The organism is Leptospira levettii (assembly GCF_002812085.1).
Lineage (GTDB): Bacteria > Spirochaetota > Leptospiria > Leptospirales > Leptospiraceae > Leptospira_A > Leptospira_A levettii.
Genome location: NZ_NPDM01000001.1, coordinates 1,540,944 through 1,564,936 on the forward strand (window position 1 = coordinate 1,540,944; position 23,993 = coordinate 1,564,936).

Annotated in this window: 24 protein-coding genes; 7 read left to right on the plus strand and 17 right to left on the minus strand. The window is 38.0% G+C overall.

Annotation, left to right across the window (positions count from 1 at the left end):
- Nucleotides 1-112: 112 nt before the first annotated feature.
- The gene (locus tag CH354_RS07275; RefSeq protein ID WP_100725895.1) at nucleotides 113-631 is read left to right on the plus strand and encodes a lipocalin family protein; all 519 of its coding nucleotides are present in this window, start codon (nucleotides 113-115) and stop codon (nucleotides 629-631) included.
- A gap of 342 nt (nucleotides 632-973) precedes the next feature.
- Here CH354_RS07275 and CH354_RS07280 read toward each other — a convergent pair whose 3' ends face one another.
- The gene (locus CH354_RS07280) at nucleotides 974-2,161 is read right to left on the minus strand and encodes a GAF domain-containing sensor histidine kinase (protein WP_100725896.1); all 1,188 of its coding nucleotides are present in this window, start codon (nucleotides 2,159-2,161) and stop codon (nucleotides 974-976) included.
- A 253-nt stretch (nucleotides 2,162-2,414) separates the two neighbouring features.
- Here CH354_RS07280 and CH354_RS07285 point away from each other — a divergent pair, with 253 nt between their 5' ends.
- Both CH354_RS07285 and CH354_RS07290 read left to right on the plus strand, forming a co-directional pair.
- Nucleotides 2,415-4,625, plus strand: coding sequence for a PAS domain S-box protein (locus CH354_RS07285; RefSeq protein ID WP_100725897.1), 2,211 nt, complete (start codon nucleotides 2,415-2,417; stop codon nucleotides 4,623-4,625).
- A gap of 171 nt (nucleotides 4,626-4,796) precedes the next feature.
- Complete coding sequence (locus CH354_RS07290) at nucleotides 4,797-6,071, plus strand: adenylate/guanylate cyclase domain-containing protein (protein ID WP_100725898.1); 1,275 nt, start codon at nucleotides 4,797-4,799, stop codon at nucleotides 6,069-6,071.
- A gap of 257 nt (nucleotides 6,072-6,328) precedes the next feature.
- Here the strand turns inward: CH354_RS07290 and CH354_RS07295 are convergent, their stop codons facing one another.
- The 5 genes from CH354_RS07295 to CH354_RS07315 all read right to left on the minus strand — a co-directional run bounded on the left by CH354_RS07295 (nucleotide 6,329) and on the right by CH354_RS07315 (nucleotide 10,561).
- Nucleotides 6,329-7,141, minus strand: coding sequence for a hypothetical protein (locus tag CH354_RS07295; RefSeq protein ID WP_100725899.1), 813 nt, complete (start codon nucleotides 7,139-7,141; stop codon nucleotides 6,329-6,331).
- Between the two features lie 31 nt (nucleotides 7,142-7,172).
- On the minus strand, nucleotides 7,173-7,763 hold the full coding sequence (locus CH354_RS07300) for an LOG family protein (RefSeq protein WP_100728263.1): 591 nt from the start codon (nucleotides 7,761-7,763) through the stop codon (nucleotides 7,173-7,175).
- 74 nt (nucleotides 7,764-7,837) lie between these two features.
- Nucleotides 7,838-8,659, minus strand: a complete 822-nt coding sequence (locus CH354_RS07305; protein ID WP_265396980.1) for a DUF4846 domain-containing protein — start codon at nucleotides 8,657-8,659, stop codon at nucleotides 7,838-7,840.
- Nucleotides 8,656-9,678 carry a zinc-dependent alcohol dehydrogenase gene (locus tag CH354_RS07310; RefSeq protein WP_100728265.1) on the minus strand — a complete coding sequence of 341 codons (1,023 nt, stop codon included), beginning with the start codon at nucleotides 9,676-9,678 and terminating at the stop codon, nucleotides 8,656-8,658. The genes CH354_RS07305 and CH354_RS07310 overlap by 4 nt, the downstream gene beginning before the upstream one ends.
- A 55-nt stretch (nucleotides 9,679-9,733) precedes the next feature.
- Nucleotides 9,734-10,561 (minus strand): hypothetical protein, encoded by an 828-nt coding sequence (locus CH354_RS07315; RefSeq protein ID WP_100728266.1) that lies wholly within the window; start codon nucleotides 10,559-10,561, stop codon nucleotides 9,734-9,736.
- A gap of 86 nt (nucleotides 10,562-10,647) precedes the next feature.
- On the opposite strand from CH354_RS07315, the gene CH354_RS07320 reads away from it, so the two are divergent.
- The gene (locus CH354_RS07320; protein ID WP_100728267.1) at nucleotides 10,648-12,288 is read left to right on the plus strand and encodes an ankyrin repeat domain-containing protein; all 1,641 of its coding nucleotides are present in this window, start codon (nucleotides 10,648-10,650) and stop codon (nucleotides 12,286-12,288) included.
- Here CH354_RS07320 and CH354_RS07325 read toward each other — a convergent pair.
- Complete coding sequence (locus tag CH354_RS07325) at nucleotides 12,285-12,710, minus strand: ABA4-like family protein (protein WP_100728268.1); 426 nt, start codon at nucleotides 12,708-12,710, stop codon at nucleotides 12,285-12,287. The two genes, CH354_RS07320 and CH354_RS07325, sit on opposite strands and share 4 nt — an antisense overlap.
- Nucleotides 12,707-13,693 carry a hypothetical protein gene (locus CH354_RS07330; RefSeq protein WP_338092377.1) on the minus strand — a complete coding sequence of 329 codons (987 nt, stop codon included), beginning with the start codon at nucleotides 13,691-13,693 and terminating at the stop codon, nucleotides 12,707-12,709. The genes CH354_RS07325 and CH354_RS07330 overlap by 4 nt, the downstream gene beginning before the upstream one ends.
- Before the next feature lie 3 nt (nucleotides 13,694-13,696).
- On the opposite strand from CH354_RS07330, the gene CH354_RS07335 reads away from it, so the two are divergent.
- Nucleotides 13,697-14,383: a TetR/AcrR family transcriptional regulator gene (locus tag CH354_RS07335; RefSeq protein ID WP_100728269.1), complete on the plus strand. Its 687-nt coding sequence runs from the start codon at nucleotides 13,697-13,699 to the stop codon at nucleotides 14,381-14,383.
- Here CH354_RS07335 and CH354_RS07340 read toward each other — a convergent pair.
- The 3 genes from CH354_RS07340 to CH354_RS07350 are packed head-to-tail and all read right to left on the minus strand — an operon-like array spanning nucleotide 14,358 to nucleotide 17,289.
- Entirely contained in the window at nucleotides 14,358-14,942 is a 585-nt protein-coding gene (locus tag CH354_RS07340; RefSeq protein WP_100728270.1) for a DUF6272 family protein, read from the minus strand. The two genes, CH354_RS07335 and CH354_RS07340, sit on opposite strands and share 26 nt — an antisense overlap.
- 31 nt (nucleotides 14,943-14,973) lie before the next feature.
- Nucleotides 14,974-15,909, minus strand: coding sequence for an adenylate/guanylate cyclase domain-containing protein (locus tag CH354_RS07345; RefSeq protein WP_100725909.1), 936 nt, complete (start codon nucleotides 15,907-15,909; stop codon nucleotides 14,974-14,976).
- 6 nt (nucleotides 15,910-15,915) lie between these two features.
- Nucleotides 15,916-17,289 (minus strand): PP2C family protein-serine/threonine phosphatase, encoded by a 1,374-nt coding sequence (locus CH354_RS07350; protein ID WP_238760028.1) that lies wholly within the window; start codon nucleotides 17,287-17,289, stop codon nucleotides 15,916-15,918.
- A 257-nt stretch (nucleotides 17,290-17,546) separates the two neighbouring features.
- On the opposite strand from CH354_RS07350, the gene CH354_RS07355 reads away from it, so the two are divergent.
- A complete protein-coding gene (locus CH354_RS07355; protein WP_100725911.1) occupies nucleotides 17,547-18,713 on the plus strand; it encodes a GNAT family N-acetyltransferase in 1,167 nt (388 codons plus the stop codon).
- 19 nt (nucleotides 18,714-18,732) lie between these two features.
- Here CH354_RS07355 and CH354_RS07360 read toward each other — a convergent pair whose 3' ends face one another.
- The 5 genes from CH354_RS07360 to CH354_RS07380 form a co-directional block, all read right to left on the minus strand.
- Nucleotides 18,733-19,080 carry a slr1659 superfamily regulator gene (locus CH354_RS07360; RefSeq protein ID WP_100725912.1) on the minus strand — a complete coding sequence of 116 codons (348 nt, stop codon included), beginning with the start codon at nucleotides 19,078-19,080 and terminating at the stop codon, nucleotides 18,733-18,735.
- 13 nt (nucleotides 19,081-19,093) lie between these two features.
- The gene (locus tag CH354_RS07365) at nucleotides 19,094-19,651 is read right to left on the minus strand and encodes a slr1658 superfamily regulator (RefSeq protein ID WP_100725913.1); all 558 of its coding nucleotides are present in this window, start codon (nucleotides 19,649-19,651) and stop codon (nucleotides 19,094-19,096) included.
- A gap of 12 nt (nucleotides 19,652-19,663) precedes the next feature.
- Nucleotides 19,664-20,443, minus strand: coding sequence for a class I SAM-dependent methyltransferase (locus CH354_RS07370; RefSeq protein ID WP_243395993.1), 780 nt, complete (start codon nucleotides 20,441-20,443; stop codon nucleotides 19,664-19,666).
- A 135-nt stretch (nucleotides 20,444-20,578) separates the two neighbouring features.
- On the minus strand, nucleotides 20,579-21,430 hold the full coding sequence (locus tag CH354_RS07375) for an LIC_13355 family lipoprotein (protein ID WP_100766361.1): 852 nt from the start codon (nucleotides 21,428-21,430) through the stop codon (nucleotides 20,579-20,581).
- 40 nt (nucleotides 21,431-21,470) lie between these two features.
- The gene (locus tag CH354_RS07380) at nucleotides 21,471-22,103 is read right to left on the minus strand and encodes a hypothetical protein (protein ID WP_100725916.1); all 633 of its coding nucleotides are present in this window, start codon (nucleotides 22,101-22,103) and stop codon (nucleotides 21,471-21,473) included.
- Nucleotides 22,104-22,567: 464 nt separating this feature from the next.
- On the opposite strand from CH354_RS07380, the gene CH354_RS07385 reads away from it, so the two are divergent.
- Nucleotides 22,568-23,329: a lysophospholipid acyltransferase family protein gene (locus tag CH354_RS07385; RefSeq protein ID WP_100725917.1), complete on the plus strand. Its 762-nt coding sequence runs from the start codon at nucleotides 22,568-22,570 to the stop codon at nucleotides 23,327-23,329.
- Here CH354_RS07385 and CH354_RS07390 read toward each other — a convergent pair.
- Nucleotides 23,326-23,949: a TetR/AcrR family transcriptional regulator gene (locus CH354_RS07390; RefSeq protein ID WP_100725918.1), complete on the minus strand. Its 624-nt coding sequence runs from the start codon at nucleotides 23,947-23,949 to the stop codon at nucleotides 23,326-23,328. The two genes, CH354_RS07385 and CH354_RS07390, sit on opposite strands and share 4 nt — an antisense overlap.
- Nucleotides 23,950-23,993 lie beyond the last annotated feature (44 nt).

Sequence of the window (23,993 nt, forward strand, 5' to 3'; positions counted from 1 at the left end):
CCAGACCCCAAAGGTAGCTCAGGCTCTGTTGGCACAAAACTCACGATAGGAAATTGGTAAATCGTGTCAGGCATTTAAAAATGATTCGTCATATATATACCGGAGTCATCATATGAAGAAGTTTTTTCTGGTATTCGCTTTACTGTTTACTGGTTGTCTGACTGTCCCTGAAGGTGTTGATACCGTAAAGGGCTTTGAGCTTGAGAGGTATCTTGGCAAGTGGTACGAGGTTGCAAGGTTTGACCACTCTTTCGAAAGGGGGCTTGTGGATGTCACCGCTGCATATACAAAACGCGACGATGGTGGATTAAAAGTCATTAACCGTGGGTATGACAAGCTAAAACAGGAATGGAAAGAGATTGAGGGAAAAGCTTTCTTTCAGGATACACCTGATAGGGGATTACTAAAAGTTTCCTTCTTTGGGCCGTTTTACGGGACCTACAATATTGTTGAACTTGATAAAATCAATTACAGTTATGCCCTTGTCTGTGGTCCTGACAGGTCTTATCTCTGGATCATGGCAAGGACTCCAAAGGTTTCGAAAAAAATCACCAACGACCTTTTGGCTAAGGCATCCTCTCTTGGTTTTGATACTTCCAAACTGATTTTTGTAGAGCATTCGAGAGAGTAAGAATATCATCAAGGTATGATTCCTCAATACGCGGATTGAAACGTGCAAGTTTCCTTCTATACTTTCAAACAAAAAAAAATCTTTTGTCTTTCAGTTTACACTCCGTAACAAATTTTCCCTGCGCCAGCGATTGCAGCGGAAATCCTTTCCTTATGCAATGCATCTTCGCATTCATTCTGATTGGAAAGATTGGAGCGAAAAGCGCGGTCACCTACACAATCAAATCTAAATTAGCTAACGAATGTGAGGCGCCCAATGGAATCAAAATCGTTAGCTAAACAAAGTCCATTGTAATGTAGACAAAATTGTATCTCTGCAAAGCACCCCTTTTCCCTAAATTGTTTAAAAATGTACGATGGGAAGTTTGATAATCCATTCACATCCCTTTCCTATTTCCGATATGACGGAAAAAGATCCCTTTAATTCATCAACAAGTAATTTCACAAAATGGATTCCAAATCCATTACCTACTTCACCCGATGTGCCCAAGGTAGAATTTATTTTGTCTGAAAATACTTCGTTAATTTGTTCTGTTGTCATTCCGATTCCAGAATCTTTAATTCGTATCATGATTGTTTGGTTTTCTATGTTTCCGATTTCAAAATCAATCTGGATTTCACTATGTTTCGGTGAAAACTTAATTGAATTCGAAACTAAGTTTCCAATCATTTGAAGGTATTTATTTTTTGGAATTTTCCTTGTACATATATTGGGATTTATGTTTACTTTGATGGTTACTTGTTTCGTTTGCGCCTGTGCATGAAATAAACTAAACAATTGTTCGGCAAATTCTTTTATCGTGATATCATTGTTAAGCTTACCTTCATCCGTAAATTCACTTATAAGATCATTTACCAAATTCAATACGGAATCACTACTTTCCTTCATCAATTTCATGTTAGAAAAATATTCTGTCATGTCTAAATTCTCTTCTTCTTGAAGGATGATATCAGCTAATCCCGAAATACCTCCGATGGGGCCTCGAACATCATGTGCTAATATTTTAAAATTTTTAGATAATTTGAAATTTTTTTCAGTTAGTTGATAAATGGTGTTTTTGAGTTTGATACGCTCCGTCACCTCTTTAGCAATGATTTCTAAAAGTTTGATTTTGTCTGAGGAAATTGAATTATTCTCTGTATCGATCACACAGATGGAACCTACATTTGATCCCTTTATCTGAATTGGTATTCCGTAATAGTATCTAAAATATGGACTTTGGGTGACAAAGCCTTTCTCTTTGAACCTTTGATCCGATTTTAAATCTTTCACTTCGAAATGTGCATTGTTTAAGATAGTAAATTGGCAAACTGTTTCTTCCCTTGGAGTCAGAGTCGAAGGAAAGCCAAAATCACCAATGGTCCACTGGTGAAATGCATCAATCAGATTGATATGTGATATGGGTGTTCCTGTGATCCTTGCTGCTAATTCCGCGAGTCCATTGAATTCCTCTTTTAATGAAACATAATCTAAATTTAATTCTGCTAATTGGAGTAAACGAGGGATTTCATTTTTGGGAATTGTTTGCATTGATTGATTCCTAATAAATTCACGATTCAAAATAGACTAAAGGAAACAGGAAATAAATTATTAAATTTCACATTTTAGTTTTCATTTGGATTTGACATTTCAATGTTTTTCATCGAATTTATTGAGTGAATCAAATAACCCAAGTATTTTTTTCTAAACAAAGACACGGATTTTCAAAGACCAAACATTGGCTGTCTTTTTAGTCGAATTGATATACTTTTTTAAGTGGCGATGTTCACAAAAGGACTTAGAGATGGATATAAAATCAATCATTGAAAAAGCTGTGGACGAATCGATCAGTGCCATTGCCATTTCAGAACCACTTGGTAAAATCATTTTTGTCAACAATGCGTTTCTAGATTTTTTAGGTTATACATCTAAAGATGAAGTCGTAGGAAGATTTGCAAATGAGTTTTGGATACCTTCTGATCATGAAAACAATGTGACTGTTTCCCTTACTAAAACTGGTTCTTATTTTGGAGAACTGGAAGCAGTAAAAAAAAACAAATCAATTTTGAATGTTGTGGCCCAATTCAGTATTTCGAGATCGTTATCGAATGAGATTGAATACATTATTTTTAGCTTTTTAGAAAGTGCAAATCGCAAAAGTATAACCGATTCGATCCGTGAAACTGAAAATTATTATTCGCAGATCCTTGATTCCATCTCGGATTTAATCTTCTGTAAAGATTCTAAGTTCAAAATGACCTATGTGAACAAGGCCTGTGCAGATTACCTTGGACTCAAAAAATCAGATCTCATCGGTACGTATGATATTCCAGAAAACAAACAAGAGTTTATTGAAGAGTATCACAAAATCGATTCTTTTGTTTTCCAAGAAGGCAAACAAGTTAAAATAGAAAAGGAACCTCATTTAGCTAAAGATGGTTTAGTCCGTTATTTTAATACCGTCAAAACTCCTATCCGTGATCAATATGGAAATATAAATGAACTTGTTGCAGTAGCAAGAGATATCAGCGATTCAGAAGACATCTTAGGAAAATTAAAATTAATCACGGAGATTACATCTGATTATATCTATACTGCAAAAATCATTAATGGTGAAATTATTGCTGATTGGAGTTCAGGGAATCTTTCAAAAATCGTAGGATATACAGTTGAGGATATTGGAAATATCGGAGGTTGGATCAATATCATACATCCAGATGACATTGGTAAGATTGAAAATCGTGTAGCTGAAATTCTTCAAGGTCATGTAGGTGTTTCGGAATACCGTGTTTTGGCAAAATCTGGTGAAGTTGTTTGGATTCGAGATTATAGCAAACCATTATATGACGAGTTTGGCAAATTATCCAAATTGATTGGAGCATCAAAAAATATTACGATTGAAAAGGAAGTGGAAACGAAGCTCAAAGAAAGTAACGAACGATTCAAAGCATCACTAGAAGCTTCTCTCGAATCAATTTATTTTTTATCAATAGTGAAAGACAATCATGGAACAATCATCGATTTCACTTTTAATGAAATGAATGAAAAAGGATCCATAAATTTGGGAGTCCCAAAAGAAGAACTGATTGGAAAAAGAATTTGTGAATTATATCCTATCAATTTAGAAAATGGATTTTTTGAGCAGTATAAAGAAGTTTTTCTGACAAAAAAACCACTAGAACAAGAGTATACTATTCCAGACGGATATTACACACCCGGTTATTTCCATCACATCGTTTTGCCAACTACCGATGGGGTTGTCATTTACAATCGTAACATATCTGATCGTGTCGCAAAAAATAAAGAACTGGAAACACTGGTTCAAGTCACAAATAGGCAGAATGAAAGGTTAAGAGAGTATACCTATATCACTTCTCATAACCTTCGAGCACCAATTGCAAATATATTAAGTTTATGTAATTTACTGAAAGATGATCCAGGTGATCAAGTTTTAGTCCAAATGATCGAATCTTCTGCGCAACAATTGGATCACATGATGAATAACTTAAATGAATTGTTAACAATTGAGAAAGATTCCCATTCATTCGTAAAAAAAGAGATACATCTAAAAAAAGAAATTCAAAATCAACTTTTGTTATATGTTTCTGATAAATCGAATCAAACAAAAGTAGACGTAATCATTCCAAACGACTTAGTCCTATATACGATACCAGTTTATTTCGAAAGTATCGTTAATAATGTTTTATCTAATGCATTCAAATATATCTCTCAGAAAAGTATTGGTTATATCCGAATCGAAACGAAAGAATCCGAAGATTTTATCATTCTCTCGATCACTGATAATGGAATTGGAATCGATTTGGAAAAATATAGGAGTAAAATGTTTAAAATGAATTCAAGGTTTCATCCTAATATTGAAGGAAAGGGTATGGGTCTTTTTCTAACAAAATACCAAATCGAATCTTTAGGTGGGAAAATTGAAGTAGAAAGCCAAGTAGGAAAAGAAACAAGTTTTCATCTCTACTTTCCAAAAATGCAAAGAACAAATGTTTAAAATGAATAAACTATTTTATTCACTAACAAAACGTTAATTCATATTTTCCCTAAATTTTGAAGTTCAATATGGATCTGATTCAATTGGGTATGAAAATTTCCTAACTATAAACCAGTTACAATTATATTAATTTTTTATTTCCAACTTATCCTCAGGTCCGAAATTGAGGGCATGGAATCTAGTAGAGTTCTTTTATTTGAAATCTTAAAATCAGAACGCAAACGTGCCAAAGCGCTATTTTGGCTTTTCCTCTCAGGAGCCGTAGCCTTACTTTTCCAAGTGCTCTTTATCCGAAACGATTTATTGAGTAAGAATGTACAGCCATTTCCAATATGGGTTCCTCCAGTTTATTTTCTTTTTAATACCTTGTATGCATATATACTCTTAAGAATTTTGGACTCCAACATACGTGATGGTAGAATTCCGCCTATATCGATTCGTTATGTAGGTGCCCTAGTAGAGAGTAGTATTCCCTCTGGACTTTTGTTATATCTGGGAACCAATTTAGAAATACCAATCTTAGCACTCAACTCTCCACCAGAGCTTGCATATTTTTTCTTCATCATTTTAGCTACGTTACGTTTGGATATAGGCTTGGCTATTTTTATAGGATTTGTTTCTTGGGCAGAATATTTAGGAATTGTTTATTATTTTCTGCAAAATACAAATCCAGGAGCAGTGGATCCATTATTGTATTCATTCCCGATTTACTTTGGTAAGGCGAATATTTTTTTAGTCGGTGGATTTTTATCGGCTTTTGTTTCGAGACAAATTCGAAATAGTTTTATCAATAGTTTGGCGGCAGAATCAGAAAAAAATCAAATCCGGGTTTTGTTTGGGCAACATGTATCTCCAGAGGTAGTGAATACATTATTGCACCAAAGAGATGATTGGAATGGTGAAGAAAAACACGTATGTATTTTATTCTTTGATATACGTGATTTTACAAAATTTGCAGAGACTCAAAAACCAACAGACTTAATCCAATTTTTAAATCGACTTTTTCAAGATGTAATTATATGCATCAACAAAAATGGGGGAATTGTAAATAAATTTCTTGGAGATGGTTTTATGGCAGTATTTGGAGCTCCTATTTCCAATGGAACGGACATCCAATCTTGTGCGAATGCTGCAAAAGAAATTCGAAACTGTATTCAAGGTTTGGTGGATCAGAAAGAAATTCCTGCGATTAAAATTGGAATGGGAATCCATAGTGGGGAAGTTGTCACCGGAACTGTAGGATCTCGGGATCGGAAAGAATACACCGTAATTGGAGATGTTGTAAACTTGGCTAGTCGCTTAGAACAATTGACAAAAGAATACGGACGAGATGTAATTCTATCCGAATCGGTTGCCTCTGCTTTGGTGCCTTCCTCTGTGGAACTGCTAGGAGAAACTCATGTGAAAGGTAAAGAAAAACCAGTAAGAGTTTATGCTTTATTATAACAGGAATTAAAAGTATGATCGATGAATTTAGAATTCATTTTTTTTAGATTCGAATCCGAGTGTTATTGATGACTCAGAGTATGGACGATGCGAAGAGTAGTAAAAATGTAATTTTCCATCAATTTGATCGGTAGCTGGATGAATGATTTCCCCCAATTGAATTTGAATTGTATAAAAGTATTATTGAAAATTTAAGTTCAGGTGTTAGGACAACCTTTTGGTTCGTTAGTTTCGATCGGAAACACTCTATTTCAATGTCAGTCCGTTAAATCCACTTCTTCGAATGCCTCTGTTTGGTGGCGAAACATCCAAAGTTTATCACCTGAATAAAAATTGATAAACCCATCTCTCATTTCAAATTGTGAAATGCCTCGGAGTAATAAATTTTGTTCGAATTGCATCTCGGTTGGTAAATCCATCACGAGGATTCGGCGTGTGGTGATAATGGCCACTTTGTCATGGAGATTGGCAAAAGCACGAAGGCTTTCTTGTTCAAGGCTAATGGTATCCCAATGGTTCGTATAACTGTTGTATACGTAAAGTTTCCGTTCGCTGGCTACAAGGGCCGCTTTATGACCCATGGCTACTTGGTATCGTTCTTCGCCAAAGATATGGCCCTTTTCCCATTCCGTACTTGAATTACTCACACCTAACAAATTTTTTTGAGATACAATGATACAAAGGTCACCGTAACATTTGGAGTAACGGACATGTTCCCCTCTTGTCGAATATGAAACTTCTGTCCCATCAGATAAGAATGCTTTGAATGATAAATGGCCTTCCACAAAGTTTATGGTTGTTTGTATATAAGGATATGCTGTTTTATCGGTAGACCAATTGGTAAATGCGGTGACATCTTGTTTGACGGGAACCGAAGGAACATGTAGGTCTGGGTGTGGTCTTTGTTGTGGCCTTGGACGATTTTGGCCCACTGTGTCGATGTAGTATATGTCTCCGTCTGAAGGGTCGGGATTGGCAAAAAGGGAAGGGATGAGTCCGATCGTAACAGAAATCCCGATCAGGACAAAAAGCAATTTTCGAGTTTGTTTTGAATGCGACCAAAAGAACATAAACTAAGGTTTCCTTCCCGATGAATCTTCATTAAATGGTATCTTCCGACAACCATTTCTCTGTTTTAGACGGAGAATAGTTTTGTAATTGAGTGAGTAAGTCCTTGGTTTCCCTTAGGACAATCACGAGATCCATATTTTCCTTTTTTAAAAAGCCAGAGACAACCATCGTATGGAACATTTGGACGAGTGAGTCATAAAAACCATTCCAATTCAATAATACAATGGGTTTGTTGTGAAGTCCCAGTTGGGACCAAGTGACGACTTCAAAAAACTCTTCCATGGTTCCAAAACCACCGGGTAACACAAGAAAGGCATCCGAACGTTCAAACATGATTCGTTTCCTTTCGTGCATCGATTCCACTTGGATGAGTTCTGATAAACCCATATGTTCGATTTCCTTTTGTTTCAGAAACGTTGGGATCACACCAATGACTTTACCATGGTTCTCCAAACAACCGTTTGCCACAGCTCCCATAAGTCCCACACTCGCACCACCATACACAATTCCCATTTTATGTTGTGCAAGAATTTCACCTAAATGAAAAGCTTCCTTGTGATAGGAAGGGTCAAGTCCAGAAGAGGATCCACAGTAAATTGCGATGTTTTGTAAGAGAGCCATCTGAAAGACAATATGATAATTCCATAGGAATTGCAAAGTGAAAACTGAAATCTAAAACTGGAAATGGATTCAGATTATTTACGAAAACCGTAAAAAGCGTTCGTCATAAACTCCCATTCAGGTGTTGGAAAAAATTCTCCTTGTGGTAAGGTAAACCAAGGAGAGTAGGTTGTATCATTTTTCAAGATATGCATTTCTTGGGAAGGCATATAACTTTGTGCTAACAGAAATAAGGTGTTACCATCCTTTGATTGGGCTTTGTCTACAACCATCACAACATGCCCGGGGGAACCTGCTTGGATCCATACATCCCCTGGTTCCAAATCTTGTAGTTGTTTTTTCTTAAGTTCTGATTTGAGTGAGATGGTTCCCGCATAACTATAAATAAATTGTAAATAAGTTTCGAATACTTCGCGGTTTGTTCCTTTTTTTGCGATCCCTTCTTTCCAAGTTGTTTTATTTCCCTTCACAACCACTCTATCCCCTTTCGCAAATCGAGAAAAGGGAACTAACATTCCATTGCTGATGGAAAATGTGATTTTTCCCCATTCCTTTCGCGAATATAGATACTCTGCACGAAGTTTCATGACCGCATCTGCACATTGGATGAGGTCTGATTTCAGTAATGGAAAATCTAACACAGCTTCATGGACTTGGTTTTGTTTTTTACTTCCATTGTACAAAAGCACGGGGCTTCCTTTTGGTTTTAAAGGAAAGTTTTGTAAGTAAGTAGAAAAACTTTCTTTAGGGTAAGTAAGTCGACTGTATCCGTTAGGTGGTGTGAATCGTTCTTGTATGGATTCGGAAAAAATTGGTGAAACTAAAAGAAAAGGGATAAGGAAACAAATTCCGCATCGCAAATCTAAATTGAATTTTAGTCCAAATTCCAATTTCAACGAGTTACCACCAGCTTGATAGATTCTTCTAACCATGCTTCTTTCGCTTCTGCAAAGGAAACAGTTTTTGTGACAATTTTTTCAGGTGTAAACATTCCATTTTGGATTTCGGGGTAAAGTGCTTTCATGGAATCGAGTGATTCCACTCTTCCGATATGGATTTCCGCACCTTGGTTGTACATCTCCAAATAGGGAATTTCAAATCGATTGGTCCAAAAAATTGATGCCGAACTGAGGATGGCATTTTTTCCCATGGAACGAGTGGCAAATTCCCAACCTTCTTTTGTGGCAGAAGCATCACAAACCAAATCATACTTCTCACTTGGTTTTGGGAATGTTGTTACATGGGTCACTGGGATTCCAAGTGATGTAGCAAGTTCGATTCTACTGCGGTCAGTGTCCACATAGAGCACTTCCGCTTTTTTTGTTTGGTGGAGGTAAAGAGCTGTGTAAAGTCCAATACTACCTGCGTTTCCACCCACGACGAGTGTTTTAGGATCTTTTTTTCGTTCTAAAAATCGACCTGCCAACTTCCAAACTTCGGCAATATTATCACTGAGACTCGCAATGCCAACCGGATTAATTTTAGGATCCATAGGAAGTAACATTTGTTTTGCGTAAGGAACCTTGATGAGTTCTGATATTGCACCACCTACATTGTGAGCACCAGGTGGCATTCCATAAGCTGAAGTATAAGGCACTGATTCACAAGAATTCGTATGAATTGATAAACACGATGGACATGTCCCACAAGAGATTTGAAAAGGAATCGCAACCACTGATCCAATTTGGAACTGTCCATAAAGTTCGTCCGATAAAGATTTGATACGTCCAACAAACTCGTGTCCTACGGGGAATGGTGCGCGGAATAATGTTTCTCCTCGTACGATGGGTAAATCCAAATCACAACGAGCAATTGCGATGGGTTCCACAAGTGCTTGGTTTTCACCGTTAATGGTAGGAGTTTCTACTTCTTCCCATTCAAGGATCCCTTTTTTCCGAAAGACGAGTCGTAACATATGACACTCCGTATACCGAACGGTCTACCATTCCCCTTTGATCAAAATTTGGCAACTAAAATTGTTGGAACCAACTTGGCAATTTTGGCATCTCTGTTTCTTCCCAGGTCCAATCACCAAGGACGGTGACAATCGGTGATTTGGTTTCTAGTGCTTTTTTGAGACCACGTGTGAGGTCTTCTCTTACAGTTGGTCTGTAGGGTGTGCCAAATTGCTTTTGAAAAGATTCTTTTTCGTGTTCCCAAGCATACGATAGGAAAAAGTCCATAAACTTCTCGTTAGATGATTCAAATTTGTTTTTAAGTTGTAAAAGGTCAGGGTGGTTTGTTTTTTTCATCGTCCTTTGTAATACGATCGAAATTCCTCTTACACTTTTCGAAAAAAATGTCCCTGCTCGCACGATACGTCGTTTTGTTGGATTCTCAAATGCCCAAAGATCAGCCTTGTACTTTGCAATTCCCATGGATCCATAAAATGCCAACGTATGGCTTAGCCAATAAAACGCTGAATAGGCGACTGTTAGTTCCGGTTCAAACTCCTTTTCCAAACTCACCATTGGATCCAAACAAATTCCCAAGGTATTGTTGATTTGTTCGTTTGTACTTTCTTCAATGGGAAAACCAACCTCACCGAGTGCCGGCGTGTAAATGAGAGCCTTAATTTGTTTGGACCTACCATGTTTTTCGAAATCATCTAAGATGGAATTTGTAAGCCCAGGTTCTGCTCGTTTTCCAAATAAGGTCAGATTTGCATTCGACACAGGTTCATTTGTTGTTGTGGATGTAATGATAAAGGCATTCGGATCTGAGGAACGGATGGCTTGGATGGCACTTTGTCCAGCTTCCCCCGAACCACCTATGATTAAATATTGATTTTGTCCCATGAATCCCTACCTGAATGTTTTAAAGGTTCTAATTTTCGATTGATCATGGTAAAGTCTCTTAGATTCTTTATCGGAACAAGCGAAATATGAAAACGATTTTATCCTGCTCCAATTGTCTCAGTGGTCATTCCATTTCCTCATCCAAACTGGAAGGCAAAAAAGGAAAATACCGATGTAAAAAATGTTCCATTTGGAACCATTTTGATTTCCGAAAGAACCTCACGGGAGAAAGATCCGACTCACTCGTGTTATTTGATCTCAATTTTATAGGTCAAATTCCCAACCATACTCTTCAAGGACAAATTTTTGGAAGGTATACGACAAACTTTGTCTCGGAATGGTCAAATGAAGAATTAGTTTTTTTGAAAGACGAAGAGGGGAATGATGATGATGTTCGGATTTCTATTTCTGGACTTCCCGAAATTGTTCGATTAAAAAATTTTGATTATGACATCACAACAACAACTCCTTCCAAAACTCTCAGTATCATCATCAATCATAATGTAAACACTTCTCCCGTTAGACTTTCCTTAACTGTAGAAGATTATGATCATGCACTTGTGAATGGAAAATTGTATTTAGCAATTTCTGATGAGTGGAATACGTTTTTACACGGTAGTTTTACAGCTACCCATATTTATAAAATAGAGTTTGATGAATATGGTGTCGCAAATAAAGAACTTCCAGATTTTATCACAAGTTATTTATCATCAAAAATTTACGCATTGTCTGGTAATATTTTATTATTACAAAAACATTACCCATCATTAACAGAGAATGAAAAAAATGAATTATTTACACTTGTGATGTATCATTGGCCCGAAAACCAAACAACAGTTTCAGAAGTGCATTTCAAAGAAGCAAACATCCAAGCAAAATTCCAACTCACTCAGAGAAAACTGAATGAAACATTTATCTTTTTAATCTCCAATCAATTAAAACCAAATGCAAACCATTGGCACATCATTCATGATGTTGTTTGCCATTCAGAATCAGAACCAATCTTCATCCCGATTCTCAAATCAAAATTTCCCGAGGAATACCACCAAAACTTAGGAAATCAGTTAGAAACTAAAAATGAAGACAAAACCTTGGATTGGTTAGATGAAGATGATGTTTATTTATTAGATTCTTTTGTAAGAACTGTCGGATCCTTAGATTACATCATCAAAGATTCCATTCGTAATCCTCTCGGTTTTACTTTATTACAAGAAGCATTTGTACGCTCTAAATTCAAGTCTTGTATGCGTTTATTGGAAAGAGGTGCAAACCCCAATATTTTAGATGCTAACGGAGAATCTGCTATCTTCAAATTATGCCAAGACAACAAACTTCGTTTGCAAGAAAAAACTGCTTTAATGGATGAACTCATCAAACGTGGTGCGCAGGTAAACTTACAATCGGTAAATGGTATGTCACCTCTCCATTGGTGTTCTGTGTTTGGAGAACCTAGCTTGGCAAAACGACTCATCCAAGCAGGTGTTGACATTCATATTACAGATCAAATTGGAAGTACGGCACTACACGAAGCATGTAAATTTGGTAATTCTTCTGTCCTTGCTTTATTACTCGAATCGGGAGCGAAGGCAAACGGGAAAACCTTAGAGGAAAAAACGGGACGTGATTTAGCTTTTGAAAATTTAGAAATTGCAGAGTTGGAATCAGACGAAGAGAAAAAGAGCCGATACCAAAGGGTTCTTTCTCTCCTTGATGTGTATGGTGGTTAAAAACTAAGACGTTTTGTTTTAATCACCTTTACTAGTAAATACAATACAAACCCCACTGGACCAAAATAGAATGTAAGGAAATGGATGGGAACTAGGTACAATCGATGGATACCAATGGATTTTCCATCTTCTGCTTCCCAGGTTCCCATAAATAAATCAAACGACAAATAATGCACCCATCCAGCTAACAGAAATTCATCGTTTGCAAATAAAGAACGCACTGATTCCAAACTTGAAAAATTCCCTTCTGTTTTTCCAAAACCAAATGACAGGGCAAAAATGTAAAGCCCTCCCAGAAATAACCCAGAAATCAGAAAACGCAGAGAGGGGATCACCTTACTTTGATTTGGAGTTAGTATTAACACAATCCACGATAGAAGTGCAATGGAATTGGCAATCGTAAAGATTAGAGATGGGTTCATGTGGTTACCTTTGTGATAGAAAATTTTGGAGAGGAAAATAGTCGGATGAAGAGTGTAGTCAAAACCAAAACAATCAGTCCATAACTACCTGTAAAAAAACGATGGAAACTAAAAATTGAATATCCCATGAGAGTTTGTACAACCATAAGTCCATTCATCAAAAGTAAAAATACTCCAATCAAGCGAATGATCATCCCATGTTCTTTTTTTTCTGCAAGTGGCAAAAGATAGGCGGCCAATACAAAGAATACCTGCATCACATGCATTCCAAAAAAATGAGGTACTCGCATGTCACCAATTACCGTACTCCATCCAAAAAAATAGAGGCCTTGTCCTACTTCCCCCTTCCCAAAGTTATGTGATCCACTGGTTTGGAAAATACCCTGTTTCATCAGTTCCAATTGTTCGGGGCGTGGAGTTGTCATAAAAAATCCAATGATCATTCCAAAACCAGCAATGAAAAGCCCCCAAAGTAGACTTTCTTTCACAGCTTTTGGAATCTGTTTTTGTTTGAAGATGGGTAGGATCATTCCTAAGTGGAATAGCCAAAATATGGAAATACTGGTTCCCATAACAGAAAACACAATTTGGTTCCAAGGATTGGAAACATTAAAATGACTACTTTCTCCTCTGGCTGCTTGGGCTGTGATAAGGATAATTTCAATGGCAGAGGTGATGGTGAGTGCGATTTGAGTGATTCGATTGTACTTCCAGTCTGCCAAAAATCGTTCCAAAATCCAAAGGGTTGAAAACGAATAAATCCCAAGGGATAATGTGAACTTGATTGGTTTGATCCAAAGATTCACCCCCAAAAGGGTTCTTGTATCTAATAAAAGCAGGGGAATCATGGTTATCGTGAGCACTACCATTGAGATTCCATTCCAAAAAAGTGGTTGTCTTTTGATGTTGGTGTATTCCATAATGTAGACAGTGTAAACCAAGATGTAGGCTCTGTCAACATAAAAAGTATACATTGTAAACATTTTATGAAACCATTGAAAAAACAAACAACACCCAAAAAAACGAAAACTACCACACCAAAACCATCTGGTAATCAATCAGCAGGGTACCACCACGGGAATTTACGAGAAGAAGTATTGGAACACTCACGTAAGGTATTGGAAAAAACAGGTGTTTCGTCCCTGAGTCTTCGGGACATCGCTTCCGACTTAGGCGTGAGTCATACGGCCCCCTACAGGCATTTTCCCAAAAAAATGGACCTACTCCAAGCATTAGTTGCTGAAGGATTTCGGGAACTGGCAGATGCGATGAAACGCGCTTGGGACAGTTCGGAAGATCCATTAATGAAAGTCCGTAAAGCCGGAGAAGAATACATTTACTTATTACTCAATAATCCACGTAGAACAGAACTTATGTTTGGTGGTGAAATTTATGTTTCTGGTGATCCATTGTCCAATGATTTAAGAGAATGTGGAGATGAAGCATACATGGGTATGTTTCGGATTGTTGAATATGGACAAAACCAATTGGTCTTAAAAAAATCAGTACCAACTGCAACACTCATGATGAGTTTTTGGAGTGGTGTCCATGGATTTGCCGTACTCAATGAACGAAAATGGAAATCGATCCAATCTTCTCTGGAAGAAAAAAAATCCTTTCAAAAGGAAGTTTTACAGATTTTGGAAATTATGATTGAAGGGACACGTCTGTAAAGTAAACAATTCTGCTTGTGATGATAGTGAAATTACCTTCTGTTTCCAAAGTCACTTCCATTTCCACTGGATAATCTTTTAATACCATAATGAGACCAATTCCCGAACGACTGGAATCAGGGTCATTGGATTCTATCTTTTGGAAGTACAATTTTTCTAAGTCTTTTGCAGAGAAAATTTCTTTTAAACTTGATTCATATGCAGACACATTTGATTCATTTGTTTTGTTTCGGACTAACATCTCAAAAGATTTTCCCCGATGGATTAGAGAAATTTCAATATCTGCTTTTTTATCATACGAATACTTAGCTGCGTTTTCCAAAAGTTCGTTAAACACAGTGGAGATCGAATTGACAATCTCCGAATTTTTCATGTCCATCGAATCAGTTGGTACATTGGGTAAAAACGAAAACCCATAGAAATAACCGATAAAATCGGAGAGAATTCCAATACGTCGCCAGTAACGCATCAAATCCAAAGGTTTTAAATGGATTTCAATGATGGACTCTGGTTCTTTTTCCGAAAAAGCAGTGTGAGTTAGATTGCCATATTTTCGCATATTCGTAGTTCAACTAAGGAATGTAGCGGAATTACTTTAATGCCGCAAGCGCTTTTTCTAATGCATTTTGCATTAATCGGCGTTCTTCGGGGTTTGTGCTGAGTTTGTCAAAGTGTAAAGGTTTGAGAAGAAAACCTTTCCCATCAAATTTTAAGAATGGATTGTCTTTTTTATCTTTTTCATCTTTGAGTCCAATCACCTGAAACGTTTCAATGGGAGTGTGTACACCCTTTACAACAATTTCTCCCTTGGGAATGGTATCAATGTATTCGTCTATCAAGGATTTGGTTGCATTTGAAATCAAAATTTCTCCTGCATCGGAAGCATGTTCCAAACGAGAGGCAACATTCACTGGACCACCAATGATGGTGTAATCCATTCGTTCGTTGGTTCCAAAATTACCAACCGTCACATAACCTGTATTGATTCCGATTCTACAAGTTAGGTTGTGGTTGATACCTGATTTTCTCCAATACTCGTCTAACGCAGGCAAACTATCACGCATTTCAATTGCCATTTTGACACAGTTTAATGCATGTGCTTTGTCGTTTTCGAATGTTGGCGCCCCGAAAAAAATCATAATGGCATCACCAATGAATTTGTCGATGGTCCCACCATATTTAATGGCGATGCTTGACATTACATCTAAGTATTGGTTGAGGCAATCGGATAGGATTTCTGGTTCAATTGAATCTGTGATCGTAGTAAAACCAACAATGTCAGAGAAGAAGATGGTGAGTTTTCGCCTTTGGTGGGAAATCGATGTTTCCACTTCTGCCCCTGTGATCATCTCATACAATTGAGGGGAGAGGTAACGTCGCATACGATCCAAATACATTTGGATCTTTTTGTTATTTTCTAAGAGTTCGTTTTCGATTTCTGTAGAATGATCAATGATGTTTTGGTAGAGAACTTCCAACTCTGCATATTTGGCTCGTTCCTCTTCCAAAACTTTTTCATTGTCCATAATGTCCTAGCCTCGTTTCCTCATGATCATGATAGTGATGTCATCGTACACATCCATTCCATCAATGAATACATAGATGTCTTGGAAGATCGCTGCTAAAATTTCATCAGTTGATGGAAGGTCCGCATGTTTTTCCAAGGATTCAATCAATCGATGGGATCCGAACTGCTCCCGTTTTGGATTTTCTGCCTCTGTTGCTCCATCTGTGTAAAGTAAGATGATATCCTTTGGTTGTAAAGGAATGGGCTTTTCATGAATGAATTCATCAATGGATTCTGTGAGACCAACTAACATTCCATTATCGACTGTATCGATGATTTCTGTTTTTTTCGTAGCATGGCGGTAAACCATAATGGTTTCGTGTTGTCCAGCTGTTGTAAACACTCCATTTTTGTAGGAAAACAGGGAGAGTGTTAGGTTTCGGATGTCATTCATCCTCATGTGGATGTTCGAAAACAAAATGGAGTTGATGGAACGGAGTGATTCCCGTAAGGAAATGACTTTGGATCGTAATGTTGTGATAAATGCTGACTGTGTCATGAGCATCACAACACCAGAAGCAAGACCGTGGTCTGTTACGTCTCCGATACCAATGTAAACTGTTCCGTCTTCATGGTGGACCACATCATAATAGTCTCCCCCCACTTCGTTTGCAGAGTCCATCCGAGCTGAAATTTCTAACTCACCAATTTGTTTTAATTCCTCATTGCGGGGAAGTACCATGGCTTGGATTTGCCTTGCTACGTCTAATTCCATACCGAGGCGCATGTTCTCTTCGAGGATGGCTTGTTTTTCTGTATTAAAAATTAAGTCAGCTTGTTCTTGAGTGGTGCGTGAGGTATTGAGGATGGCATATAAAATCAAACCACCTGTTACGATCATATAAAGTAAGATGAGAAAAATTCCCATCGGCACAGCACTGACAAGAAAGAAGGAACTATTTTCTTCTAAGAAGTTTGGTTTGAGATACTGTGACAACTCAATGAGTTTTGCATTGAGGTCTGTCATCTCAGGATAAAAATAAATGGTGAGTGATGCATACTCAACGATGAGTACAACCACTGCAAAAATGATAGTCTTAGTATTATTACGTATGGATGCAAGAGCGATGAGGATGAAGAAGACATAAATCATCGGTGCTGCATACACAAGACTTGGGTTTTTTTGGGAGTAAGCCGTATACCCTGTAACAAATGTAAGGAGGGTGATCTCTAAAAAAGAAGAAGAGAATTTAAATATATTGAGATATTTACCCGACTTCTTTAATGAATATAAAACTACGAAGTTGTAACAGAGTAAAACTAAGATGGCAGAGATTTGGTAATAAAACTCTACAGGAGGACGACCCGATAGGAGTCCGAGAGTGGCAAAGATAACCAAAAACCCCAGGAAAAAAAATCGGAATTTTGTGGCGAAGGTTTCGGCCCTAAATTCCCCCTGGAAGGCAATCTCTTTAAGTTGTTTCTTGTAGTAGTCCGAGAGGACGAAGCGATTTTCGTTGGAAGAGGATTGCGGCATAGAGTAAAGGTTTCTTTCTTTATATTTCGTTCTAGAGAATGCGGAAAATTAACTGATAACGTCATACATTTTGCATAAATTGCAAATGATTTTTCAAATTTTTAAGGAGGACGGCGCGTATGAGTCATATCAAAGTCCATTTGGCAACAACGGAAGAAGATCGTAATAAAATTTACCACCTCCGCTACGATATATATGTTCAAGAAATGAACAGGGTCCAGGAATACGCCGACCATACCACGAAAATGATCAAAGAACCGTTTGATGAAACGGGCCACCTTTTCCTCGCAGAAACGGAAGAGGGAGAGATCATTGGAACCGTTCGTATCAACTTCCGCAGGGATGGAAGTTTGGAATGTGAAGACTTATACGAAATGGATCTTTTCCGCCCCTTTTACCCAGACCAAGTTTCTATGTCGACCAAACTCATGGTGAAACGCGAATATCGTCACACGGCAGCCGCGAGTATGTTATGTATGAAGATTTATGAACATGCTAGGGAAAATGGGATTGTCATCGATTTTATAGATACCAATCCACATTTGGTGCGATTGTACAACCAAGTTGGATATAGGATGTACAAAAAAAACATCCACCACCCTGAATATGGAATTGTGATTCCCATGGTATTCTTGTTAGACGACAATGAATATCTAAAACAAATCCATTCACCTTTTCTCCGTTTGGCGAAGAGATTTCCTGCTGGAACAGAACTTGCTCATTTGTTTGAGACTAAGTTCCCCGAATACAAAGACATTCGACCTCTCTTTTCTATGGAAGGAGATGAGGTTTGGCAAAATATCGTACATGATATGATGCTTCCACCGAGCCAGTTTCTTTCGTTTTTACGAGGGTTTACGGAGGAAGAATCGAAAAAACTACTCTCTATGCTCGATCTCATAGACTATGAAGATGGTGATGTTGTGTTCCACCAAAACCAAGAAAGCCAAGGTTTGTTTTGTGTATTGGATGGAAGTGTAGAAGTTGTGGTAAACCGAGAAGATGGAGTCAGGTCAACTATCTCGATCTTAAACCAAGGAGAGATCTTTGGGGAACTTGGTTTTGTCGCGAAGTCCAATCGGAATGCTGATATCATCGTCAGAGATCATGCAAAATTACTCATCCTCACTCCCAATGAATTTCAGAAATTGGAAATCCAAAGTCCTACGTTAGCAGTAAAATTACTCACGAATCTGTTTGTGATCTTAGCGCAGAGGTTCAATGAAATGTCCCGCCGCATGCTCGAATTTAGAAGGTTGTACGAGATGGGCGGAAGTTCGAGGTAAAAGGTGAAACGTTTGTGGTTTAGGAAATTTCCAAAACCACTTGGTCCCAAAGTTTTTTGAAGTTAGAAAGAGATTTTGACTGCCAAGAAACGTTGAGTGATCCTTGGATTTTGATTTGGTAAGTAGCACTTTTTCTAGAATCAATAATGAACATGGAAAGGGTTGTGATCCCCGAACTGTTCACAAATTGGAGTTCACGAAAGTCCATCGTGAGTAGTGCCCCTTGGCATTGTTTGGCAACATCTCTTAAAAATAATTTGATTGGTTCATAAGCGGGTAAGTTCTGCAAGCGGATGGATCCAGTGAATTTGACAGTCTTAGTGGCTTCGTCGTATTGAATATTGTAATCTAAGTCTTTGATTTCCATGAAGCTTCGCCTATTATATCTCTTCTACGTTGATAATTGCTCTTACCGTGATTTCATGAGTATCGGCATCGATCTCAGTGAAACTATAACCAAAACGAACAGGATAGTCTTTTAACATCATGAGAAGACCAAGTCCAGACTTGGTATCTCCATCTTCTTTGGTTTCGAGTGTAGAAAAATACATCTCCTCCACGTTTTCTGATATGAGTTTGTTCACAAAAAGCTCAAAACTATCTCTTAAGGTTTTTGACGCCACATTTAAAACATCAATTCTTAAAAGATTTCCATATTGTTTTAATTCTACATTGATTCTACCTTCTCTTGCTTTCGAGAATTTAGAAGCATTTTCTAAAAGTTCATTGATGATCGTGGAAAGTGAATTGGCTTTGGTTTCACTTTCTTCGTAACAATACGAATAAAATCCCGCAACGAAATTGGCTGTGAGACCACATCGGCGCCAATAGGTGGTCATATCGATCGGTTGGAATACCAATCTCAGTTGGCCATCCGCAGGCAAATTCTCTGGAATGATGTGGTATTCACCGATGATGATGGGTGCCTTTTGGTTCAATTTTGCCTCCGTTTATTTTTGGTACAAATGCGTTTCTAATTTGATTGTGAATTTCACACGATTGGACATATACTCTGATTGTAATTTCGAATATAAATCCTGCATCCCATCTGGATGACCCATAAAGGACATCATAGACCAACCAGTCATCATTCCCAAATGAATTTTTGGGTAATCCACTGTTGGTTTATCATCATTTCCATCATTGGAGGCAATGAAGTCGGTCCTGTGTTTCAATTGGAATCCCAAAGATTCCATCATTCCAGGTATTTTTTCCATCACAAACCTGTCAGCTGGATGGATGGTGGCATGTTTGGCTACCATATCCAAAAGAACTTGTGGGCCAGTAAAAGTTTTGTCATTCGGACAATGGATGAGAACCTTTCCGCCAGGTTTTAACACTCTGTAGAATTCTTTTAGAGCTTTTTCAGGCTCTTTGATGTGAATGAGCACCATCGAATTAAAAATAAAATCAAAATGATTGTCTGGGTAATCTAGCGAGCGAACATCAGAGACCTTCCAGTCTACTTTTGGATATACCAACTTACAGTATTGGACCATATCCTCGGAGATGTCACAAGCAGACCATTTGAGGTTTGGATTTTTCTTCATGAGAAAACTGGTTAATACCCCTGGACCCGCTCCCGCATCCAGAGCCGTACCAACTTCTTTTTCGTATTCGATGGAATCTAAATATGGCTCAAGCAGGAGCTTCAGGAGGTTGGCCTGTGCTGATAACCGGGGCATCTCATCCTGAATGGATATTTTTTGTGTATAAAGGTTTTCGCTCAAAGTGAATACGCCAGAGGAGTGGTTCTAAAAAAAGAACTCTTTTTCAAAATTGGTCAACTGAAATACGAACTATTTTGAAACGTTTTTTACAAATGGTTCAAAACGGTGAACCCATCTGACATAATGGATTGGAATTTATTGTAATTCGCGAGCGACAACCCCATCAATATCACTTCCATTGTAACTGCCTGGTGGCCAAGGGAAATTGGTACTGGTTGCTGGGTTGATGACATTACTTGCAGATGTGATTTTTACGAATTTAAATCCATTCGTTTTGATATCATTGGCAGCTGTTGTGTCACAATTCACATCATTCGGATCGTTTGGATCTAAATCATCCAAATCAAATCCATCCCCACCACCGAGAAGGAAAGGTATGCCTGTACTAATGAATAAATCCTCGTTTGACAAGGGATTGGTGGTCATATTGTAAAAAACGGGTCTTAGGCCACCAAACTTAGTCCAGCTGGTCAGTAAATTGATATTCCCAGCCGTATAACTCGGATTAAAACCACAATAGATGGATCCATCACGGGAGACTTGGATCACAGAGGGATCCATGGCATAAGTATTGGTATCCCCTGAGATGCGAAAACTATTATCATAGATAATTAAATCAATGGAGTCTGGGACATTTTTGACAGTTCTACCACCCCAACTGAGGACCATCGTAGCACCTGCCCCCGTAGTCTCCAAAGCATACACATCGAGAGATCCCGCAAGTTCACCAGCGCCACAAACACCATTGATGGCTTTTTTGGGATCAGAAAATCCAGAGACATTGGCAGAGGCACTGACAACAGTATTCGCAAGGAAAATATCAGAAGGGAGGGTAGAAGATTTGGGACAAACAGAAGCATTGGCACTTGCACCCAGTAAAGGAATGAGGGCAGCAAGGCTTTCCTCCGAGGAAGAAGGAGAGGGTTTGCAATCGAAAGTCCACAAACAGGATACAATGAGGAAGAAATGAAGTAATTTTGTTTTCATCTTGTTTGTGGTGTCCTTTCCAGTGTTAAAAAAAATCTATTTAAAGTCCAGTCCAAGTTGAGTTTTGGGTTCTAGAAAGTGATCGGCTGAATGTAAAACCACCACATCCATTGGATGCAAAATTCGTTGCATTACTTGTTACTGTACTTGCTTGCACTTCTGCAAGTGTCGTTTTACCAGAAACGGCCTCACAAAAATAAAAACATTTGGAGGCACCAAGTTCGCAACCAGTCGTTGTCACAGGAGTATAATCGATTCTACCAAATGTTGAATTGGCAAAGTTATTTCCTCCAGGTGTGTTTTGGTAATACATCCTGCGTGTAGATTTATCAAAGGATAAAATACGATAGGTTGTATCTCCACCGCCAAAGTAATCAGAGTTTTTTTCAAATCCTGAAATGATACTACCTGAACCATCAGGATTTGTCGCGATGATGAGCCTTCCAGTTAAGGAAGCTTGTGTTACTTGTTTGTTTGCATCATACGTATAACCTGCGTTCCATTGTCCATTGTATTCTAATAAAAACGAAGTTGATAAAGCACTTCCTGCAAGCAGTCCAACTAGGAGATTAGTTTGTGAGTCAGATTCTGGAACTTGTTTTTCCATTTGGCAAAAGGAAAAAGAGAAGAGTAGTCCAATTAAGACTGTTGTTTGTAATTGTGTTCGTTTCATTTACGTTTCCTAAATTTTAAAAAGTTTAGGGAACTCCAAGACAATGAAAGACAATGAATGATTCCTATGGAGTGATCCTCCAAAAGGAAAAAGTATCCTTGTAAATCTTGTTTCGGGTGCCCCGATGCCTTCGGGGCCCCTTTCCTCCAAATGGTGGACATTTGGATTTTAGTGTGTAAAGTTCCATTTCCGCGAGGAATTCTTTACGGGGAAGATCTGGCTCACCAAACAGTTGTTTGGCTTACAGTTGCGGGTCAGCACAGGATTTACACCTGTTTCCTCCCTGAAGGTATTTTCCAGGTTTTAGCGAAGGCAGGGATTGTCAAATTTTTAAATCCAGGATTCCTACGTAGATACTTCGTACAAGTTGAAACAGAATTGTATTCAAATTGTAGCCAAAGATTTTGGGAATCTTTTGCAACCAAATAGGAATTTTAGACACATACCAATTAAGAGGAAAAGATATGTTTTATTATGTCGGAAGGTCTATTGGTTTTGTATTGATGTGGATTGTGGTAAAACCCATGAGATTCAAATACGGAAACAAAAAAGTAGAAATTCAGAACGACTTCATTTTGCGCCAGTTAAACGGCAAATCTATGATTCTGATTTCAAATCATATCAAACCACGAAATAAATTTTTAAAAATCATCACCATGCCTTATGATGCATTTGTCATTCGTGGAGTTCTAAAACGATACGGAATATATACAACTGCGTTAACAAGTTATGATTCAGGAATGGGCAATAAAGGCAGAAAGTCAAAATGGCTCAAACGGAAAGAACAAGTTGTCAAAGGAATTGTAAAATCAATCGACTTAATTCCCTTAAACCGAAATGAATCAGATCCAGTGACAATCAAAGATTTCCAAAGAAGGATTAAAAAAGGAAATTTAGGCATTGGAATTTTTCCGGAAGGATCTTGGTACCGAGGATTTCGTAAATCTCGAAAATTATTTCCTGGAATGGTGGTACTGAGTAAACGTTATAATTTACCAATTGTTCCTTTGTATTTAGATGCATACAACTTAAACAAACCAATACGCTTAACTGTTGGAAATCCTGTCTGGCAAGTGAATGATAATAATGAAACAATGGCATTTATCAAAACCGAACTCATCAGACTTAACCAAGTTGGAAAAAATCAAATCGCTCAAACTGAAGGTGTAGAAAACAGTTTGGACTCGGATGAGGAAGGAATGGAAGTTTCGCCTAGCATTGGCTAGGTTGGTTTTTTACTAAGTAACTTTTGAAAGTAGGAAATTCCTTCTTCAATAGGATTTCCTGCTCCTTTTCTTTTTCGGAGCATACCTGTCATATCCAAAACAATCACTCCATACATCCAACTCCACATCAACCTTGCAATCGCTGGATACTCGTTTTTAGGGTATGGAATTTCGCCAGAATCAAAACCAATTCTAACTGTTTCTAAAAAAAACCGATAACTTTTCGGAAGTTGAGGGAATGCCTTTCTATGAACCCCACCGTAGTCGGTAACAAACATCACTTTGTGAAGTTCGCGGTTGTTGCTTGCGAATTGGAAATAGGCACGTGCAATCGCGGCCAATTGGTCAAAGGCAGATCCCGTTTTGACATCAGCACTTGCTTTTTTTAACATGGAGAGGAGCTCATCCTCACCCGTTCGGATCAAATCTTGGACAAGGTCAATTTGGCTCTCGTAATAAGAATAGGGGCTCGCCACACTACAACCAAGCCGGTTGGCAATTTTACGCATGGAAAGCCCATCGAGTCCTTCTTCTTTTAGAATGAGGAGGGATACATCTCTAATTTCCTCGCGAGAGAGGCTATTGCGAATCCTTCTTTGTTTGTGGTGGGCTTCCAACATGGACGAATCTCAGTTTTGCTTCCATGCTATGATAATCCAGCGAA

Excerpts from the sequence above, each read along its gene's own strand:
- CH354_RS07275 (WP_100725895.1), top strand. The coding sequence starts at position 113 with ATGAAGAAGTTTTTTCTGGTATTCGCTTTACTGTTTACTGGTTGTCTG.
- CH354_RS07280 (WP_100725896.1), bottom strand. The coding sequence starts at position 2,161 with ATGCAAACAATTCCCAAAAATGAAATCCCTCGTTTACTCCAATTAGCA.
- CH354_RS07285 (WP_100725897.1), top strand. The coding sequence starts at position 2,415 with ATGGATATAAAATCAATCATTGAAAAAGCTGTGGACGAATCGATCAGT.
- CH354_RS07290 (WP_100725898.1), top strand. The coding sequence starts at position 4,797 with ATGGAATCTAGTAGAGTTCTTTTATTTGAAATCTTAAAATCAGAACGC.
- CH354_RS07295 (WP_100725899.1), bottom strand. The coding sequence starts at position 7,141 with ATGTTCTTTTGGTCGCATTCAAAACAAACTCGAAAATTGCTTTTTGTC.
- CH354_RS07300 (WP_100728263.1), bottom strand. The coding sequence starts at position 7,763 with ATGGCTCTCTTACAAAACATCGCAATTTACTGTGGATCCTCTTCTGGA.
- CH354_RS07310 (WP_100728265.1), bottom strand. The coding sequence starts at position 9,678 with ATGTTACGACTCGTCTTTCGGAAAAAAGGGATCCTTGAATGGGAAGAA.
- CH354_RS07315 (WP_100728266.1), bottom strand. The coding sequence starts at position 10,561 with ATGGGACAAAATCAATATTTAATCATAGGTGGTTCGGGGGAAGCTGGA.
- CH354_RS07320 (WP_100728267.1), top strand. The coding sequence starts at position 10,648 with ATGAAAACGATTTTATCCTGCTCCAATTGTCTCAGTGGTCATTCCATT.
- CH354_RS07325 (WP_100728268.1), bottom strand. The coding sequence starts at position 12,710 with ATGAACCCATCTCTAATCTTTACGATTGCCAATTCCATTGCACTTCTA.
- CH354_RS07330 (WP_338092377.1), bottom strand. The coding sequence starts at position 13,693 with ATGTTTACAATGTATACTTTTTATGTTGACAGAGCCTACATCTTGGTT.
- CH354_RS07335 (WP_100728269.1), top strand. The coding sequence starts at position 13,697 with ATGAAACCATTGAAAAAACAAACAACACCCAAAAAAACGAAAACTACC.
- CH354_RS07340 (WP_100728270.1), bottom strand. The coding sequence starts at position 14,942 with ATGCGAAAATATGGCAATCTAACTCACACTGCTTTTTCGGAAAAAGAA.
- CH354_RS07345 (WP_100725909.1), bottom strand. The coding sequence starts at position 15,909 with ATGGACAATGAAAAAGTTTTGGAAGAGGAACGAGCCAAATATGCAGAG.
- CH354_RS07355 (WP_100725911.1), top strand. The coding sequence starts at position 17,547 with ATGAGTCATATCAAAGTCCATTTGGCAACAACGGAAGAAGATCGTAAT.
- CH354_RS07360 (WP_100725912.1), bottom strand. The coding sequence starts at position 19,080 with ATGGAAATCAAAGACTTAGATTACAATATTCAATACGACGAAGCCACT.
- CH354_RS07375 (WP_100766361.1), bottom strand. The coding sequence starts at position 21,430 with ATGAAAACAAAATTACTTCATTTCTTCCTCATTGTATCCTGTTTGTGG.
- CH354_RS07380 (WP_100725916.1), bottom strand. The coding sequence starts at position 22,103 with ATGAAACGAACACAATTACAAACAACAGTCTTAATTGGACTACTCTTC.
- CH354_RS07385 (WP_100725917.1), top strand. The coding sequence starts at position 22,568 with ATGTTTTATTATGTCGGAAGGTCTATTGGTTTTGTATTGATGTGGATT.
- CH354_RS07390 (WP_100725918.1), bottom strand. The coding sequence starts at position 23,949 with ATGTTGGAAGCCCACCACAAACAAAGAAGGATTCGCAATAGCCTCTCT.